13 protein-coding genes are annotated in these 17,622 nt (G+C 61.7%); 4 read left to right on the forward strand and 9 right to left on the reverse strand.

What is annotated here, in order from left to right; genetic code table 11:
* Positions 1-2,757 carry a type I DNA topoisomerase gene (gene topA, locus ACQY7R_RS05160; protein WP_428304524.1) on the reverse strand — a complete coding sequence of 919 codons (2,757 nt, stop codon included), beginning with the start codon at positions 2,755-2,757 and terminating at the stop codon, positions 1-3.
* A gap of 429 nt (positions 2,758-3,186) precedes the next feature.
* Here topA and ACQY7R_RS05165 point away from each other — a divergent pair, with 429 nt between their 5' ends.
* Positions 3,187-5,544 (forward strand): hypothetical protein, encoded by a 2,358-nt coding sequence (locus ACQY7R_RS05165; protein WP_428304525.1) that lies wholly within the window; start codon positions 3,187-3,189, stop codon positions 5,542-5,544.
* Between the two features lie 200 nt (positions 5,545-5,744).
* Here the strand turns inward: ACQY7R_RS05165 and glgB are convergent, their stop codons facing one another.
* From glgB to ACQY7R_RS05180, 3 genes are all read right to left on the reverse strand, one after another.
* Entirely contained in the window at positions 5,745-7,970 is a 2,226-nt protein-coding gene (glgB, locus tag ACQY7R_RS05170; RefSeq protein ID WP_428304526.1) for a 1,4-alpha-glucan branching protein GlgB, read from the reverse strand.
* Positions 7,971-8,136: 166 nt separating this feature from the next.
* Entirely contained in the window at positions 8,137-8,703 is a 567-nt protein-coding gene (locus ACQY7R_RS05175) for an RNase H family protein (RefSeq protein WP_428304527.1), read from the reverse strand.
* Between the two features lie 288 nt (positions 8,704-8,991).
* Positions 8,992-9,234 carry a hypothetical protein gene (locus ACQY7R_RS05180; RefSeq protein ID WP_428304528.1) on the reverse strand — a complete coding sequence of 81 codons (243 nt, stop codon included), beginning with the start codon at positions 9,232-9,234 and terminating at the stop codon, positions 8,992-8,994.
* 604 nt (positions 9,235-9,838) lie between these two features.
* On the opposite strand from ACQY7R_RS05180, the gene ACQY7R_RS05185 reads away from it, so the two are divergent.
* Positions 9,839-10,228 carry a hypothetical protein gene (locus ACQY7R_RS05185; RefSeq protein ID WP_152098576.1) on the forward strand — a complete coding sequence of 130 codons (390 nt, stop codon included), beginning with the start codon at positions 9,839-9,841 and terminating at the stop codon, positions 10,226-10,228.
* Positions 10,229-10,417: 189 nt separating this feature from the next.
* Here ACQY7R_RS05185 and ACQY7R_RS05190 read toward each other — a convergent pair whose 3' ends face one another.
* The 3 genes from ACQY7R_RS05190 to ACQY7R_RS05200 all read right to left on the reverse strand — a co-directional run bounded on the left by ACQY7R_RS05190 (position 10,418) and on the right by ACQY7R_RS05200 (position 13,667).
* Positions 10,418-11,749, reverse strand: a complete 1,332-nt coding sequence (locus tag ACQY7R_RS05190; protein WP_428304529.1) for an HD domain-containing protein — start codon at positions 11,747-11,749, stop codon at positions 10,418-10,420.
* A 251-nt stretch (positions 11,750-12,000) separates the two neighbouring features.
* Positions 12,001-12,819 (reverse strand): hypothetical protein, encoded by an 819-nt coding sequence (locus ACQY7R_RS05195; protein ID WP_428304530.1) that lies wholly within the window; start codon positions 12,817-12,819, stop codon positions 12,001-12,003.
* Between the two features lie 350 nt (positions 12,820-13,169).
* A complete protein-coding gene (locus tag ACQY7R_RS05200; RefSeq protein WP_152098573.1) occupies positions 13,170-13,667 on the reverse strand; it encodes an acetolactate synthase in 498 nt (165 codons plus the stop codon).
* 343 nt (positions 13,668-14,010) lie between these two features.
* Here ACQY7R_RS05200 and ACQY7R_RS05205 point away from each other — a divergent pair, with 343 nt between their 5' ends.
* Complete coding sequence (locus tag ACQY7R_RS05205) at positions 14,011-14,391, forward strand: acyl-CoA thioesterase (RefSeq protein WP_428304531.1); 381 nt, start codon at positions 14,011-14,013, stop codon at positions 14,389-14,391.
* Between the two features lie 136 nt (positions 14,392-14,527).
* Entirely contained in the window at positions 14,528-15,100 is a 573-nt protein-coding gene (locus ACQY7R_RS05210) for a DJ-1/PfpI family protein (RefSeq protein WP_428304532.1), read from the forward strand.
* A gap of 279 nt (positions 15,101-15,379) precedes the next feature.
* Here ACQY7R_RS05210 and ACQY7R_RS05215 read toward each other — a convergent pair whose 3' ends face one another.
* A complete protein-coding gene (locus ACQY7R_RS05215) occupies positions 15,380-16,138 on the reverse strand; it encodes a gamma-glutamyl-gamma-aminobutyrate hydrolase family protein (RefSeq protein ID WP_428304533.1) in 759 nt (252 codons plus the stop codon).
* Between the two features lie 706 nt (positions 16,139-16,844).
* Positions 16,845-17,588, reverse strand: a complete 744-nt coding sequence (locus tag ACQY7R_RS05220) for a lysostaphin resistance A-like protein (RefSeq protein ID WP_428304534.1) — start codon at positions 17,586-17,588, stop codon at positions 16,845-16,847.
* Positions 17,589-17,622: the final 34 nt, after the last annotated feature.

Here is a 17,622-nt window from a genome sequence, read left to right on the forward strand (position 1 = left end):
TCAGTCGTCTCCGTCGGCGCCCTCTTCGACAGCCGCTTTCTTGGCGGTCTTCTTCGTCGTTTTCTTGGCCGCCTTTTTCGTCGCTGGCTTTTTGGTTACGCCCTTCTTCGGCGTTGCCTTCTTCGCGGCGGCCTTTTTCGGAGCAGCTTTCTTCTTCGCCGCCTTTTTCTTGGGCGGGCCCATCGCGGCCTTCTCGGCGAGCATCGAGACGGCTTCGTCGAACGTTAGCTCTTCAACCGTCATCCCCTTGCGAAGCGAGAGGTTCGTCTCGCCATCGGTGATGTACGGTCCGTAGCGCCCGTCGAGCACTTGGATCGGCTTCTCGGTCACTGGCGACGGCTGTTCGAACGTCCGCAGCGGTTCCTTCTTCGCCGCGGCGCCGCGGCCGCGGGTCTTCGGTTCAGCCAGCAGCGCGACCGCTTGCTCCATCGTCACGTCGAGCGGCGAGACGTCGGCGGGCAGCGAACGGGTTTCGTCGCCACACTTTACGTACGGTCCGAACCGGCCGTTGAACGCCATGATCGGCTGATTCAGCGTGGGATGCTCGCCCAAGTTCCGCGGCAGCGTCAGCAACTTCAGGGCCGTAGCCAGGTCGATGTCGGCGGGGCTCATCCCCTTCAGCAGCGACGCGTTCTGCGGCTTCTCTTCGTCTTCGGGCGTGCCGCGTTGGATATAGGGTCCGAAGCGGCCCGTCTTCAGGTAGACCGGCTTGTTCGTCTCAGGGCACATGCCGAGCGGTTCGTCGCCTTGCGCCGCTTGATCGAGCAGCTTGAGCGCCATCTCAAGCGTCACTTCATCGGGCGGCGTCTCTTCCGGCAGCGATCCGGTCCGTTCGCCCTGTTCGACGAACGGCGAGTAGCGGCCAACGCGGACGAACACTGGCGCCTGTCCCTCGGGCGTGCCAATGAGGATGCGGCCGATGCGGGCCGGATCGATCTCGTCGATCTTGTTCTCGAGCTGCTTCTTCAGCCCCGGCGCGCCGTTGCCGTAGTAGAACTTGTCTAGGTAGCTGACCGACTCCTGTTCGCCACGGCTAATCGCGTCGAGGTCGTCTTCCATCTGCGCGGTGAACTGGTAGTCGACCAGCGACGACAGGTGATCTTCGAGCAGCTGCACGACGGAGAACGCGACCCACGTCGGGACCAACGCGTTCTGCTTCTTGAAGACGTAGTTACGGGCCAGAATCGTGTCGATAATCGACGCGTACGTACTCGGCCGGCCGATGCCGCGTTCTTCAAGTGCCTTCGTCAGCGACGCTTCGCTGAACCGTCCCGGAGCCTGAGTGGTGTGCTCTTTGGCATCGAGCGCGGTGCAAGCCAGCAGTTCGCCGACTTCAACGCTCGGCAACACCTTTTCCTGGTCGGCGAGTTCGGCGCTCGGATCGTCAGAGCCTTCGACGTACGCCCGCAAGTAACCGGGGAAGTCGATTGTCTTGCCGCTCACCTGGAAAACGCAGCCTTCGCCTTCGATGGTGATCGAAATCCGCCGCCCGCGGGCATCGGCCATTTGGCTCGCGATCGTCCGCTTCCAGATCATCTCGAAAATGCGGAACTCGTCGACGCCGAGCTGCGGCCGCATCGTGTCCGGCAGCTCGAACGGATGGCCCGCGGGGCGAATCGCCTCGTGAGCTTCCTGAGCGTTCTTCACCTTCGAGCGGTAGATCCGCGGCTCAGCCGGCAGGAATTCGCCGCCGTAGTTCTTGTCGACCAGATCGCGGGCGCTCTCGATGGCGACCGACGCGAGGTTGGTCGAGTCGGTACGCATGTAAGTGATATGGCCGTTTTCGTACAGGCTTTGCGCGACCTGCATCGTCCGCCGCGCGGTGAACCCGAGCTTGCGGTTCGCTTCCTGTTGGAGCGTGCTCGTCGTAAACGGCGGCGACGGCTTGCTGCTATACGGCTTGTCTTCGATCGACGCGACGCGGAACTTGCCGCTGCGGATCTTCGCCGCGAGCGCTGCCGCCGCGTCGCCGTCGAGCAGCATCATCTCCGGGTTCTTCAGCTTGCCGGTAGACGAATCGAAGTCCTTGCCAACCGGGATACGGCGGCCGTCGACCGACACCATCGTCGCCTCAAGCGACTGCTTATCAGCCTTCGCAAAACTGCCGAGCAAATCCCACCAAGTGGCGGAGACGAACGCCATCCGCTCACGCTCGCGCTCGACGATCAGCCGCACCGCGACGCTTTGCACGCGACCGGCCGAAAGTTTCGGCCGTACCTTGCGCCACAACAGCGGCGAGACTTCGTAACCATAGAGCCGGTCGAGAATGCGGCGCGTTTCCTGAGCGCGGACCAGCCCTTCGTCGACCTGTCGGGGCGATTCGATCGCCGCCTGGATCGCGTCCTTCGTAATTTCGTGGAACACCAGACGGTGGACCGGCACCTTCGGCTTGAGGATTTCAAGCAGATGCCAGCTAATGGCCTCTCCTTCGCGATCCTCGTCCGTCGCCAGATAGAGGGCGTTGGCCCCCTTCAGTTGATCTTTCAGCAGCTTGATCTGCTTCGTCTTCCCGGGCGGGACGACGTAGATCGGCGTGAAGCCGTCGGTGACGTTCACGCCGAGGTTGGCCCACGACTCCTTCTTATATTCCGCGGGCACCTGCTTGGCGCCTTGCGGTAAGTCGCGGACGTGGCCGATGCTGGCCTCGACGCGGAAGTTCTTGCCCAGGTACTTGCCGATCGTCCGCGCTTTGGCGGGAGATTCGACAATCACCAGCGCTTGGCCGGCGGATTCGGAGGTGGAGCTTTTTTTGGCCATACGGTCGGCTGCGGGCAAGGCGATATCAAATCGCGTGAATGCGATAGTATTCCGTCGTGTGCTGAAATTATCCGTTCACGGGCAAGTCGGCCGTAAACAAACTTTCGCTAAGCGGTAGCTGCGGACAATCTCGGGCAACCGGCACAGGCGGCAGCAGACGTTAAAGTTTCGCCAGCTATCACCGTCGACGGCTTGGGCTCCTGCCAACCTCCTCTAACCGGCACGACCGACGGCCCAGCAAACCGCTGTCAGCCCCTTCACCGGCACGCGCCAATCGGCGATACTCCCTTGTTGGGATTGCGTTTACGTCGATTCCCAATAGAATCAGCATCCTTCATTTCGCGACTCCCGCTGGTCAATCATTACTTTTCGACATGGCCGCCTGTCAAGTCACCGGCCAGCGATAGCACGATTCTTCAGGGCGATTTCATGTCTAGTCCGTTTCGATATTTCCGCAAGCACACCAAAGCTTTCATGGCCGTGGCGGTGGTGCTGTTGATGTTTATCTGGGTGGTCGGCAGCTCCTTTAGCAGCGGGCGCAGCAACGACGGGCCGCGAACCGACGGGAAGGTCGCCACCTGGAACGGCGGCTCGCTGAGCCAAAGCCAACTGCAGGCCCTCATGGCGCAGCGGAAGATCACCAACGATTTTCTGCTCGGGGTCTTTGGCGCGGGCGGAGGCACCACCGGTTACGACCTGCCTCGAGACATTCCGCTCCAAGGCATCTTGCTGACGAATGACCAGGAGATGGACATTCTCGATCAGATTGTGATCAACACGGAGGTGGAAGCCGAGCTCGCGAAAGAGGCTGGCATCACCGTCAGCGATCAGCTGATCAGCCAGTACATTAAGAAGTTGGGCCTCAACAAGGTTTCCGATCAACAAGCCGAGCAAATTTTCGCGAACCTCGGCAACGGCAATCCGCGCACCACTGAGGGAATCGTCTTCGGCACGCTGCGGAAGGCGCTGGCGGCTTACTTCTACACGCGCATGTACTCCGACGCCGGTTGGGTCGTCACTCCGGAACAAAAGTGGGCCGATTGGCGTCAGGTGAACGAGCGAATCTCGGTGCAAGCGGCGATCCTGCCAATCGAGAAGTTCCTGGCCGAAGTTCCCGAGCCGACCGACGAGCAACTCCAAGGCCTCTACAACGAATTCAAGGATTACGATCCGGGCCTGCGCGTCAATTTCGGCGGTTACGACGTCAACTCGCCCAATCCCGGCTTTGCCGAGCCGCAGCGCGTCCGCATCGAGTACCTGAAGGCGAGCATTCCGGTGCTCACCGAGAAATTGCTCGACACGATCACCGAACAGGACATCGCGTACTACTACGAGCAAAACAAAGAGAACTTCGTAAAGATCGACGCGGCGCCGGCCACGAGCGAGACGACTCCTCCGACCACCGAGTCGACCACGCCGGCAGCCGAAACTCCCGCAGCCGAAACTCCCGCAGCCGAAACGCCAGCGGCGGAGACGCCAGCTGAAGGGGCGACGCCTGCCGCTGAGACCCCGGCGAGCGATGCCGCCCCGGCCGAGGAAGCCTCGCCGGCTGCCGCGCCCGCTACGGAAGAATCGTCCGACGCGCGCCGCAGCAGCCCATTCCGCTTGGTTTCGTTCCAAGAGGAATCGACCCCGGCCGAGCCCGCCGCGGAGGAAGCTACGGCTCCCGCCGCCGTCGAGGCCGAAGCCGCCCCAGCCGCAGAGCCTGCGGCGCCCGCCGCTGAATCAGCTCCCGCGACGACCGCCCCGGCAGCCACGGAAAGCGCAACTCCGGCAGCCGCGAAGCCGCCGGCCGAAGAGTACGAGTCGCTAGACGCCGTCCGCGACGAAATCCGCCGCGTGTTGGCTCAAGAGGCTGCGGAAAAGGAACTGATCCGGATCATGACCGAAGCAATGGCTCAGCTGCAAGCCGAAGCCAACGCCTACGAGGTCGCCGCGATCGAGGCTGAAGAGGCGGGCAAGAAGCCTCCCAAGCCGCCAGCAAAGCTCACGGACCTCCAGTGGCTCGCTGACAAGTACGGCATGACCTACGAAAAAACGAGCCCGCTGACGATCCGCGAATTGTACGAAACGCCCGTTGGCAAGGCGATCGATGATCGACAAACGATGAGCGTCGCCCAAGCGGCGTTCAATCGCCTCAAGCCATACGAGCCGATGCTCGCTAGCGAGATGGAAGGCGACGCCTTCATCGTGGTGAAGTCGGAAGATATCGCCCGCCGCATCCCCGACTTCAAGGAAGCCCGAGATCAGGTCGTGACGGCCTGGAAGCAGCGGAAAGCTGCGGAGCTCGCCGAGAAAAAGGCTCAAGAGCTGGCCGCCGAGGTCGTGAAGGGGAACACGCCCTTCGATCAGTTCTTCTTTGCGGATCGCGGCTATGAAGTGGTTAAGGAAACGGCGTTGTTCAGCTGGCTGAACTACCCCGCCGGTCGCACCGACGCCGATGCCCAGCCGATGCTCAGCGACGTCCCGGAGCTCAAGGGAATCAGCCCTGAGTTCATGGAGAAGGCCTTCAGCCTCGTCGACAATGAGACGGTGAGCCTCCTGAACTACGACCACACGGCCGCCTACGTGCTGCGGCTCGCCCGTAAGGAGCTCAGCGACGACGACCTCAAGAAGCTTTTCTTGCAGGAAGCGGAATACTGGCGCGGCGGCCAGGACATGCTCGTCAAGCATGCCTCGCAGTTCCAGAACGCTGTTCGGGCTGAGATGATCGAGAATCGCGCTGGTCTGGTCATTGACGAAGATTGGAAGGTGGAACGGCAACGGCAGCGGGAGAAGTCGCGGTAGCCCGAGGCAATCGCGTTGCGTCTAGCCCCGGCTCCGCCGGGGGGTCGGCCTCTATCCCGGTAGTCGTCGCGTTGGTTAACGTAACGCCACCCCCGGGCGGAGCCCGGGGCTAGAAGAAGGCCTGAACGATATAAACAAAAAGCCGCCTTCCACTCGATGTGGAAGGCGGCTTTGTTCGTTTCAAACTAAACCGCGATCAACTAGCTGCGGTTCGGCTTCAGCACCACCACCGACAGCGGCGGCAGGGTCAGCTCGATCGAGAACGGACGACCGTGGCTTTCGCTCTCTTCGGCCATCACGCCGGGGTAGTTGCCGACGTTGCTGCCGCCGTAGTAGGCCGAGTCCGAGTTGAAGATCTCGCCGTACCAACCACCTTCCGGCACGCCGAGGCGGTAGTTATGCCGCGGCACCGGGGTGAAGTTGCAGGCCACCAGGGTGAAGTCGTTCGGATCTTCGGCCCGGCGGAGGTACGACAGGATGCTATTCGCGTAGTTGTGGCAGTCGACCCACTCGAAGCCGCCCGACTCGAAGTCGACCTGATGGAACGACTTCTCGTTGCGGTAGAGCTGATTGAGGTCGGCCATCATCTTCTTCACGCCCTGGTGGGTATCCCATTGCAGGAGATCCCACTGCAGTTCGTGGTCGTGGTTCCACTCGTTCCATTGGCCGAACTCGCAGCCCATGAACAGCAGCTTCTTGCCCGGGTGGGTCCATTGGTAGCTGTATAGCAACCGCAGGTTCGCAAACTTCTGCCACAGGTCGCCCGGCATCTGGTCGAGCAAGGCGCCCTTACCGTGCACCACTTCGTCGTGCGAGAACGGCAGCGTGAAGTTTTCGGTGAAGGCGTAAATCAGCGAGAACGTCAGCTCGTCGTGGTGGTATTGGCGGTGGATCGGCTCGTGGCGGAAGTACCGCAGCGTGTCATTCATCCAGCCCATGTTCCACTTCAGGCTGAACCCGAGGCCGCCGAGGTAGGTCGGCCGCGAGACGCCGCCCCAGGCGGTCGACTCTTCGGCGATCGTCAGCGTGCCAGGGTGTTGCTGGTGGACTTGTTCGTTGAATTCCTTGAGGAACGAGATCGCCTCAAGGTTCTCGCGACCGCCGTACTGATTCGGGATCCACTCGCCGTCGTTGCGGCTGTAGTCGAGGTACAGCATCGACGCGACCGCATCGACCCGCAGGCCGTCGATGTGGAACTTATCGAGCCAGAACAGCGCGTTCGAGGTGAGGAAGTTCCGGACTTCATTACGGCCGTAGTTGAAGACCTTCGTGCCCCAGTCGGGGTGCTCGCCTTGCCGCGGATCGGCGTGCTCGTAGAGCGCCGTGCCGTCGAACGAGGCCAAGCCGTGGGTATCTTTGGGGAAGTGAGCCGGCACCCAGTCGATCAGCACGCCGATGCCGTTCTGGTGGCAAAAGTCGACGAAGTACATGAAGTCTTCGGGCGTGCCGTAGCGGCTGGTGGTGGCGTAGTAGCCAACCGTCTGGTAGCCCCAACTGCCAGTGAACGGATGCTCGCTGATCGGCATCAGTTCGAGGTGGGTGAAGCCCATCTCTTGGCAGTAGGCGACCAGTTGGTGGGCCAGATCGCGGTAGTTCATCCACTGCGTTTCGCCGCCGTGGTTCTTCTTCCAGCTGCCGAGGTGAACTTCATAAATCGACATCGGGGCGTCGAGGGCGTTGCCCCCTTCGGCCCGGCGAGCCATCCACTCGTGATCTTTCCACTGGTAGCTGTTCAGGTCAGCCACGATGTTGGCCGTGCGCGGCGGAAGTTCCGCAGCGAAGCCGTATGGATCGCACTTCTCGGTGACCTGGCCGCCGCGGGCCTTCACCGAGAACTTGTACAGCAGGCCCGGCTTGGCATCGGGGATGAACAGTTCCCACACGCCGGTGGGGACGTGCTTCCGCATCGCGTGCTTGCGACGGTCCCAGCCGTTGAAGTCGCCGATGATGCTGACGCTCTCGGCGTTGGGGGCCCACACGGCGAAGTTGACGCCGTTGACGCCGCTCACCGTCCGCATGTGGGCGCCGAGCTTCTCGTAGCTCTGCCAGTGGCGGCCTTCGCCGAGCAGGTAGAGGTCGTATTCGCTGAGCAGCGGGGGGAACGCATAAGGATCGTGCATCGTCGTCTGCTCGCCTGCTGAATTCACCGCACGCAGTTGGTAGGTCCGCCCTTGTTCCACGTCATGCATCTCCGGTCCACAGATGGCTTCGAACAGGCCGGCCGGGTGAATCCGCCGCATCGGCTTCGACTCCCCTGCCCTGGGATCAACCAACCATGCCTGCTGCGATTGCGGCAAGTAGGCCCGCACCGCCAACGCCTGGCGGCCGTTTTCTTCAATCACGTGGGGGCCCAGCACCTCGAACGGATTCTCGTGGTAGCCGTGGATAACTGGGTTAATCGCGTTGACGTCGACGGTGGATCGCACGGTGGTCTATCCTGCTAACTGTTGTACTTGAAACGGGAGCAGCTTGCTTGGGGCTTGGGCGGCCGGTAATGGTTGCTGCGTGACTCGGGGAGGCAATCTCTGGGCGCCGTTCTGAACGCGTAAGTCGCTCGTTACGGGCGAAAATCTCAAGGTTGGGCGGGACTCTTTAGCCGGCGAGGCTCGTGGGCATGAGGGCGTCGCCCAGCGAAGCGGCCGCTTGGGTCGCCCGGCGGAAGCCTTCCGCGGCGAGCGTGAACCGACCGCGACGCGGACCGGCGATCACCACCGATTCGACTGGCGTTTCGATTTCAACTGCCGGCTCGGCTTCCACTTCGCCGCCGAACTGCCACAGGCGGCAGTCGACTTGGTGGTAGTTGAGGGCGCGGTCGACGCGCTTCCACAGGTCGTGGTCGCGGACCGGGACGACGCGGCCGAAGCGTTCCCACTGCCAGCCGTTGGCGCGCCAGTCGTTCAGGCCGCGCTTCAGGCCGCGGTTGACGTAACGGCTCTTGGTGACCAGCGTGACGCGGGCCGAGTGATCGATCGATTCGAGTCCGCGGACGACGGCCAGCAGTTCGAGACGCTCGTGGCATTCGATCGCTTCGCCGTCGGTTGCCGAGAAGCTTTCGCCGGTGGCGACGTTCTCGAGGACGAAGCGCCAGGTTCCGGCTTGATTCGGTTCGATCGAGGCTTCGACGAACAGCAGGTAGTGCGCGGCGGGAGCGGTCATCATCGCAGTCGTTCCAGCAGAGTCGGCCGAACTGAAGTCGCCAAACTCATCGGGCGGGAACCTCGGCAGTGGCTTCCTGGAGCCGAGGCGGTGACTGGGGGCGGGGAGTCGCATCCCTTGCGAATCAGACCGTGGCACTTGCTCGATCTAGAGAACGGTATCGGCAGTGTTTTCGCAATCGCTCCAGCTTAACAACTGAAAAAGCGGAGCGAATTGGCTCGAAACTGCGGCCATGGAAGCCGCGGCGGGCAAAGGCAGGACCGGTCGCGCCGGCTGTAACGATCGACCGGCTTAGCGGTCGAAGCGACGACGTTGGGCGTGCTGAGCGTTGACCAACTCGGCAAGCCGTTGGCGATCGGAGAGCGTGGCCCCGCCGTCGAGGACAATCCACGTGAGCCGGGCGATCTCTTGTTCGATCAGGCGTGCGTCGGAAGGAGGCGCCACCGCGACCGGCGCAACCTGCTGATCAACGGCAGCCGCCCGGAACGGGATCGGAGTCGCGCTAAGATCGTAGGCACTGGTATCGCGTAGCATGTCATCCAACTCCTTGCCGCCCGCATCAGCGGGGCGGTCGTTCAACTAGATCGACACGGAATCGATCACTGCGGTTCACGTCCTGCGAAGGCCGCCGGAAGAGAGATGAACGGGCTAGACGCAACTAGTATGCCGATAGCTGGGCGAGGATCGCCGGGCGGCAGTGAGAGAGCTGCGGTAGGCCGCGCAACAGCTAGCAAAATATGGAGTTGCGGCGGTTGGCGGGGATCACGGCGAGGGATCCAGCCGAGAGATAGCGGCGTCCGCGGACCGTGGGATCGCCTAGCTCCGCCGCATCCCTGCACGGAATCCCGGCACGGCCAGCGGAATCAACGGAGAAGGCCCGGAAGTCGATCGAGAGGCGTGGCTTCCCCTAGTCGCCTAGTGGCTCGCCACTGCGAGGGGGCTCGGAATTTAAGGTTCAGCGCGAATGTTCGGGCGAACTCGCAGAGCATGACGGAATCGACAGGCGGGCGCCCCCACCTTTGGGGCGGGCGCGACATAGGCTTGCAATGAGGAGTCCTCCCCTTTGCTCCTCTCCCGCCTGCCTCCCGCGACGGAGGCCCCACGCCGCTGATCGGCAGCCCCTTAAGTGGAGAATCTTATGCAATTCGGTATGTACCTGGTCGACAACGGGCTCCTTTCAACGCAGGCGTTCTACAAAGCCCTGAAACTGCAGATGCGGTCGCGCCCACCGCTGGGGACGATGGCGATCCAAACCCGCAAGCTGACTGTCAAGCAGATGTTCGTCATCCTGCAGGAACAGTGCGATACGCCGAACCAGATGTTCGGCGAGATTGCCGTGCGGCTTGGTTACCTCACGAACGACGATCTGAACTTGCTGCTCGAAGAGCAGAGCCGCCACATGGCGGGGCTCCGCGATATCCTTGTGGAGCACAACTTCATGCCGGCCGACGTCATCGATCAGCAGTACGCGGCGTACCGGCGTAGCACGCGCCAGGCGGAGCCGGAGTTGGAGTTAGCAAACGCGTAGGTTTGGTACGCGGTCGATTATTGCCGTTTATGAAACACTTAGCCCCCGGCACTTTATGCCGGGGGTTTTTTGTTGCGCTGAACGGCGTGGTGCACCGGAAGGGGTCGGGGGCCTTTTGCCACTAGAGGCGTTCCACTGCATTGACGATCGCTAGTGGCAAAAGGCCCCCGACCCCGTTGCGTGACGCAGTTACGTGGCGAGGTCGATGGCTTGGGCCAGGAGATCCGTGAGGCCGGGAAGTGCGCGGAGGTCGGCGGCTAGGCGCGGGTGGGCGAAGAGGCGGACGCGTTTCACGTAGTCGTCGAACTGCTGCTTCGCCAGCGTCTTCACCACCGGCGAAACATCGCCGAGTTGCCGGTAGCAGCCTTCCTTCGGGAAGAAGACTTCGATCTGGAACTCAACTTCGAGTTCCACCGGCGGGGCGTCGAACAGAATCTCGTGCGGCGCTACGACCCTCGAAAGGGCTCGGCTGGCGAGGCCGGCGAATTGCTCCGCGCAACGCACCAGCCATGGGTACGGCCGGCGGGCGAGTCGCTCGTAAAGGGCCGGCTCTTGGAACAGGCTGCACTGGGCGACCCGTTTGTAGAGCTTGCGCGAGGGGCCGAAGAGGCCGTCGAGCAACTCCGCAGACGGACCGTCGCCGGCCGCCTTCCGCAATGCGTCGATCATTGGGTGCTCGGTGAGCCGGAAGAGCGAATCGACGTCGAGATGGGGATGCAGCAGGAAGAACGCCCGCTGCAGCATCGCGGTGGCCGAGCGAACGGCGTGATGCCAGTAAACTTCGCTGAACATCACGTAGCGGGCGAAGACCATCATCTCGGCGGCGGTTTTTCCTTTGTCGGTGATCGCTAGTGTGTCGCCGGCTTCGTTGAGACAGAGGCTTTGGATCAGCCGCGGCTGGTCGAAATTACGGCCATACGGAACGCCGGCATGAAGGCTGTCCCGCATGAGATAGTCCATCTTGTCGACGTCGATCGGCCCCGAGAGCATGCTCCGCAGCAGCCGGCCGCAGCGGTCGGCCGGCTTGTGGGTGAGCATCTCGACGACGTCACGCGGCTGAATGTTCCACTCGTGCCGCAGGATGTCGGCGAGCTCTCCCTCAAGCAAGAAACTGTTGGCGAACAGTTCGTGGCTCGGCACTTGGCGGAGGCTGATGTCTTCGATCGGGTGGCAGAAGGGCCAGTGGCCGAGGTCGTGCAGCAGCGCGGCGACGAGGAACCGCTCGGCCGCCGCGGGGGGGACCGCCGCTTCAAACCGATCGTTGTCGGCGAGGCGATCGAGATAGAGGAGCGCCATCCGGTAGACGCCGAGCGAGTGCTCGAACCGCGTGTGGTTCGCGGCGGGGTAAACGAGGCTCACCAGGCCAAGCTGGCTGATGTTTGCGAGGCGGCGGAACTCGGGGGCGTCGACGAGTTGGCGAACGCGGCGGGTGAGAGGAACGTCGATCTCCGGCGGAATCCGGATGAGGTGCCGGCTCGCACGGAGGGCGGCGACTTCAGGGATTTCGCGGATGGTGGACATGAGCAGTGGGCGGTCGGCAGTGAGCAGTCGTAAACGTCTCCCGGAGGGAGATTTGATAGTAGCCCAGCAGTTTACTGCTGGGTTTGGCGGCTTGTTTGACCTGTTTGTCCTGGAGGGACCAACTGATGGATGGCTTGTCGTTTCTGCGGTCAGGTTTTCAGTCGTCCCGCTGGGACTTCCTTGCTGTACGAACGATCTAGCCCCAGCAATAAATTGCTGGGCTATTGTCAGGCGTCCCGCTGGGACTGGGATTAAGCGTCCAACTGATACTTCGGGCCGTAGGAAAATCCGATGGTTACGATGCTGTCCTGCGGCACGACCTCCATCACCTCGGCACGCACGCCGGGCTTCTTTTCCTCGCGGTTCATTCCCGGAAGGAAGTTGCCGACGATGAGAAACCGCAGCAGCACGGTGGTCACGAAGAACAATGCGAAGTGAAAGAAGCCGGTCATTGGTTCGAAGTCGAATGCGACAAACGCTGTGAACGTGCCGATGCCGATGCAGATGGCGACGAGCAGGCCGATCTGCCAGAGTTCGAGGCCGGTGATCAGGTAGGGCTCGCTGCCGAAAACGGTGTAGCCGACGTACCAGTAAACGCCCCAGGTGAGGGCATAGACTAGGCCGCTGCCGATAGCGCGAACGAGCAAATCGGTTCCCATGAAGGCGCCCGATTCGTCGTCGCGCAGGAACGTGTAACCGGCATACGCAAGCGCTGGGCCGATAATCGCCAAACCGCCGGCCATGATGTAGGTGAGAACGTCCTTAAGTTGATCGCGGCTGTTGCCAATCAAAAACGCGACGGCAAAGACGAGCACCACCGCGCCGCCGATGATGAGGGCGGCGTTCAGTTGGAACTTGGTCTCGGTTCGCTTGATCGGCTTGAGAACATTACGGCCCTTCGCGTCCTTGGCCCCGGCTTCGCTCTCGGGGGCGTGAATAACGACCTCGTCCTCAGCCTTGGGAATCTGGATCGCCCCTTTGCACTTGGGGCAATTGCCAGACTTGCCGCCGTGCTGGTCGCCGACCTTGAAACGGGCATGGCAGGTGGGGCAAATGACATGAATGGGCATGGCGACGCGTTCTATCTGAGAGGAAAAGCGATTTTAGGCGACACTAAGAAGCTTGACTTAAGGCGTTTCCTGGTCGGCCGTTAGGTTGATTTTAACCCTTAATGTCGCGTCGTGGAGGCGACATTAAGGGCGATATGCGACATTGTATGCGGAAGTGATTATCGGTTCGCCCGCCGCGAGCGGACGGGACTAAATGGGCGTCAGTGCGTGGTGAGCGCAACCGATCCGCAGCGCGGACCGTAGGCGGCTTGACGGGCACTTGCCTCCCCCATTGATAGAGGATTGGGGGGCTAATTTCGAGTCTCTATTTTTGGCCACCCAACGAGAAGGGAGCGCCGCCGACGATCGGCTCAGATCTCTTTGAGATCGTCTTCGTTGATCGGCGTAAAACCCTTCGAGGTGAGGGTATCGAGGGCGATCTCGATGTTGTCGACCATCAGGGCGACGGCCGGACGGCCGTGCGGGCGGGAGAGGAGCGGATAGACCTGGGTGATATTCACCTCGGACTGCAGCAGCGCCGTGCAAACCTGCAGCAGCGGCTGCGGCGTGTCGGGGAGTTCGACGCCGATCAGGTCGGACTCGACGATCGCCAGGCCGGCCCGTTCGAGCACTTCGCGGCCCGCTTCGGGGTCGCTCAGCAAGAAGCGGACGACCGCACATTCGGTCGAATCGGAGATCGTCAGGGCGACGATACGGACGTTGCTCCCCTCGAAACGGCGGACGACTTCCAGGAGTTGGCCAACGCGGTTCTCGAGAAAGACCGTGAATTGGCGAATGGAGGGGTAGTCGCGGCCGCGCATCGTGGCGAAATCGATTCCAGAATGCTCGCCGCCGCCGCTACTGCTCATCGATGCCGCTCCTGCTGGGCCGGGTGGGGCCTAGGGGACTCCTTTGGAATGGGATTTACTATAGGGGGGTGAATTGGGGGATGCAACGTGGTTTGGGGGAGGGACGGACCGCGATGGGATGGTGCGCGGGAAGGGGTCGGGAGCCTTTTGCCACTGGAGGCTTAACATCGAATTGGCGCCCGCTTGTGGCAAAAGGCTCCCGACCCCGTTTCGCGCGGCCACTGACTGGGGGGCGGGCGGTTTTGTAGGATGTTGGTCCCTCCGCTCCGGCCGGTCGTTGACCGGCGGCTACTGACGCGACGTTTGACCGCCGCATCCCTGCCCCGCCTGAAAGTGTTTGATGATGGAACATGCGTTTGAACTCGACGTTCGCTACTACGAGACCGATGGGCAGGGAGTCGTCCACCATTCGAATTACTTCCGCTACTTCGAACTCGCGCGGGTCGAGATGCTCAAGACGATGGGGCACGATTACCAAGACCTCGAACGCGACGGGGCGTTCCTCGTCGTCCACAGCATCTCGGCCAAGTACCACCGCCCTGCCCGCTTCGGCGATCGGCTGCGGATCGAAACCAAAGTGACCAAGGCGACGATGGCGCGAATCGAACACGCTTACCGCGTGATCGTGAACGAAAAGTTGATCGCCGAGGGAGCGAGTACGATTGCTTGCGTCGACCGCGAGGGGAATATTCGGCGGATGCCGGAGTCGATTATTAAAGACTAGGAGTTAACTACGAAGACTCGAAGACATGAAGGATGTCACGAAGAAGTCAAAGAACCGTAAGAACAGAATTGGCTTCCTTCGTGCGTCCTTCGTCCCTTCGAGTCTTCGTGGCTAGCATTCGAATTAGGAGACTACGATGAGCGCGAAGCGGCTGTTGATGTTGGTTGGCGACTTCGTGGAAGACTACGAAGCGATTTTTCCCTATCAAGCGATGCAAATGGCGGGGCATCACATTGATACGGCTTCGCCTGGCAAGGAGTCCGGGTCGACGGTCGTCACGGCCATTCACGACTTCGAAGGGTTCCAAACCTACACCGAGAAGCGCGGGCACAACTTTCCGATCACCATCGACTGGGGGCTGGTCGATGAATCGACTTATGATGGGCTCATCATTCCAGGCGGCCGCTCGCCGGAGTTCTTGCAGCTCGATGAGCGCGTGCTTGAGATCGTGCGAAAGTTCTTCGCCGACGATAAGCCGGTCGCGTCAACCTGCCATGGCGGATTGATTCTGGCCGCAGCCGAAGTGGTCGAGGGGCGGCGGTGCCAAGCTTATCCTTCGTGCTGGCGCGAGCTGGCCTGGGCCGGCGCCATTTGGGAAGAGCCGACTGCGGGCTATGACGGCGTCACGGTAGATGGCAACTTGGTGACGGCGGCGGCGTGGCCGGGGAACCCGGCGTGGATGCGCGAGTTTTTGAAGCTGCTTAAGTAGAGATTAACCACGAAGTCGCGAAGACTCGAAGGGGTCACGAAGGAAGGCATGAGTGAAGAAGGAATTCACTTCGTGATTTCCTTCGTGCCTTTGAGCCTTGGTGGTTAAGTATTCAGCGCATAAAAAAGGCTCGGCGTTGGCTTCCTCTACCAACGCCGAGCCCGACCTTTTCAAACGTAGCGGCCACTCTGAATCCGTTCAGGCCGCTGGAGCACGCACTCTGGGTTCTACGTTGCGGGCTGAAGCCCGCTACGCCATTGGGTGAAAGCTCTCACTATATCAGGCGGCGACGAGTTCGTGGACCGCGGGGACCATGCCGCGGGCGATTTCGACGCCCATGATGAACTCTTCGAAGATTCGCATGTCGAGCGCCGAGGCGGTCGACGCTTCGGGGTGGAACTGCGTGCCGAAGGCGAACCAATCTTCCATCGTGCTTTCGATCGCTTCGACGATGCCGTCGGGGCAGCGGGCGGTCACTTGGAAGCCGGGGGCGATTTCGTCGACAGCCATGTGATGCATGCTGTTGACGCGGAGTTCGCCGTCGCCGTAAACGCGATCCATGATCGAGCCCGAGGCAAGCTGCAGCGTGTGGCGGTGATCGGGGTCAAGCGGGTCGAGATGCGGGAGGGCGCCCGGCATATCTTCCGGAATGTGCAGCATCAGGTTGCCGCCTTGCGAGACGTTGATCAGCTGCATGCCGGCGCCGATGCCGAGGACCGGGGTGCGGTGTTCGGCGATGAGGCGGACGAGCATGCGGTCGGAGTTCTCACGGCGGGGATCTTGCAGGCGGACGGTCGGGTGGAGCATCCAGCCGTCGCGGCGGGGATCTAGGTCGGCGCCGCCGATGAGCAGCACGCCGTCGAGGCGTTGGAGCAGGTGTTCGAGATCGGATTCGTTCTCGTAGGGGGGAATGAGGACCGGCAGGCCGCCTGCTTGGAAGATCGCGTCGAAGTATCCGGCGGCGACGTAGGCGAATTCGGTCGAGTTTTGGTTGGACGAACGGAAGTCGGTGTTGATACCGATAAGCGGCTTGGACATGGAATGATCCTTTCCGGCGCCATCATGGCGCACCCTGTGGTTTCCCTACAACGGCGAGCTTGCGGGGGCTCGCTCAGAGAGGCCGGCGGAGAATCGTTCGCTGTCGCCTCGCACGGGCGGCAAAAAGTCTGATCGGACAACAACACTCAGATCAAGGCGAACTTGTAGCGCGGCAAGCGTGTCGGCTAGCTGAAGCTGGCGTGACCACCCATCCGTGGGCGCTCGGGCGCGGCAATGTTTGACTTGAGGCGGCTGTCCGACGCTTTGTGCCCGCACGGGGAACTGGGTCGGAACGACTTCCCTATCTTCTGGCCTCGAAACTCCTTCAATGGGCGACCGTGTCACCGGTCCGGATCGTGGATGCAAGTCTGAAGCGAAATGTAACGACTTCGTTAGCAGACGCAAACCGTTAGACGATATTGCGGCGGACAGGAAGTGCTAGCACTACATAGGCGGGTTTGTGAGGTTTTGTGCGCGCTCGTCCACAGACCGCTAGCAAGAGCATTCGCCGCAATGATGAGATGAAATACGGGGAGATTTGGCCACAAAACACACGAAATGACACGAAAATCGGAGGAGGGTTCACCGCTAATGAACACTGATGATCGCTAATGAATTGTTTTATTCGCGCTGAATTAGCGTTCTATCAGCGGTTAAGTCTTCTTTGTGCTGCCCTTCGTGACTTCGAGCTTTCGTGGTTGGCCCCTTACGTCGCAAAGTACCCGCGGATGAGGTCGAAGCCGATCGCGAAGATGGCGGCGTCGATCAGCATGTGGCCGAGCCAGGGGCCCATCAGCGAGCCGGAGCGGTCGTAGAGCCAGGCCCAAAAAGCCCCCCCGATCGCCACGCAGGCTGAGAGGAAGTACGTGAGCGGGCTGTCGAAGCCGCAGAACTTGCCGAGCACCAAGACGTGGTGGGCCATGAAGCCGAGGGCCGAGATTGTCACCGCCGGCCACAGGGGAATGAAACGGCGGAGTTGCCCGAAGACGAACCAGCGCCAGTAGTATTCTTCGAGGAACGAATGAATGAGGGCGTAGAAGAGGCCGAGGAGGCCGTACTTCCAGGGCTCGTCGATCCCCCAGCCGCTGACCTTGTCGATGATGATTTCGGTGGCGTCGACGACCGGTTGCGAGGCGCGGAGGAAGATCAGGTAGAGCGCGAACATCGTCGCCGCGACGACCCCGCCAAACGTGATGCCGATGTCGATTCCGCGCGTCGTTGTCGGCCGCAGCGTGACGCGGCCGCGCTGGATGGCGAGCACCCAGAAGAGCGGGAAGCAAAACTGGACTGTCTTCACCGTGTTGAAGATCAGCAGCTGCGCGGCGGGGCGCATGTCGTCGGCCTGAAAAAAGTAGAGCCAGGTGACGATCGTCGGCAGCACGAGCGCAACGACGACCGCGACGAGATCGCGCGGGCGCGGCGGAGCGGCGATAGGCGAGAGTTCGGACAAAGAAGCAATCCGCAGGGTGTGCGGTGGTTTTAAT

The sequence above is a fragment of the Lacipirellula sp. genome, assembly GCF_965279485.1.
Classification (GTDB): Bacteria; Planctomycetota; Planctomycetia; order Pirellulales; family Lacipirellulaceae; genus Lacipirellula.

What these genes read in the sequence shown, in the direction of transcription:
- ACQY7R_RS05185 (WP_152098576.1), top strand. Translation starts at nt 9,839, where the DNA reads ATGCAATTCGGTATGTACCTGGTCGACAACGGGCTCCTTTCAACGCAG.
- ACQY7R_RS05215 (WP_428304533.1), bottom strand. Translation starts at nt 16,138, where the DNA reads ATGTCCAAGCCGCTTATCGGTATCAACACCGACTTCCGTTCGTCCAAC.
- ACQY7R_RS05190 (WP_428304529.1), bottom strand. Translation starts at nt 11,749, where the DNA reads ATGTCCACCATCCGCGAAATCCCTGAAGTCGCCGCCCTCCGTGCGAGC.
- ACQY7R_RS05210 (WP_428304532.1), top strand. Translation starts at nt 14,528, where the DNA reads ATGAGCGCGAAGCGGCTGTTGATGTTGGTTGGCGACTTCGTGGAAGAC.
- ACQY7R_RS05200 (WP_152098573.1), bottom strand. Translation starts at nt 13,667, where the DNA reads ATGAGCAGTAGCGGCGGCGGCGAGCATTCTGGAATCGATTTCGCCACG.
- topA (WP_428304524.1), bottom strand. Translation starts at nt 2,757, where the DNA reads ATGGCCAAAAAAAGCTCCACCTCCGAATCCGCCGGCCAAGCGCTGGTG.
- ACQY7R_RS05165 (WP_428304525.1), top strand. Translation starts at nt 3,187, where the DNA reads ATGTCTAGTCCGTTTCGATATTTCCGCAAGCACACCAAAGCTTTCATG.
- ACQY7R_RS05180 (WP_428304528.1), bottom strand. Translation starts at nt 9,234, where the DNA reads ATGCTACGCGATACCAGTGCCTACGATCTTAGCGCGACTCCGATCCCG.
- ACQY7R_RS05175 (WP_428304527.1), bottom strand. Translation starts at nt 8,703, where the DNA reads ATGATGACCGCTCCCGCCGCGCACTACCTGCTGTTCGTCGAAGCCTCG.
- ACQY7R_RS05195 (WP_428304530.1), bottom strand. Translation starts at nt 12,819, where the DNA reads ATGCCCATTCATGTCATTTGCCCCACCTGCCATGCCCGTTTCAAGGTC.
- ACQY7R_RS05205 (WP_428304531.1), top strand. Translation starts at nt 14,011, where the DNA reads ATGGAACATGCGTTTGAACTCGACGTTCGCTACTACGAGACCGATGGG.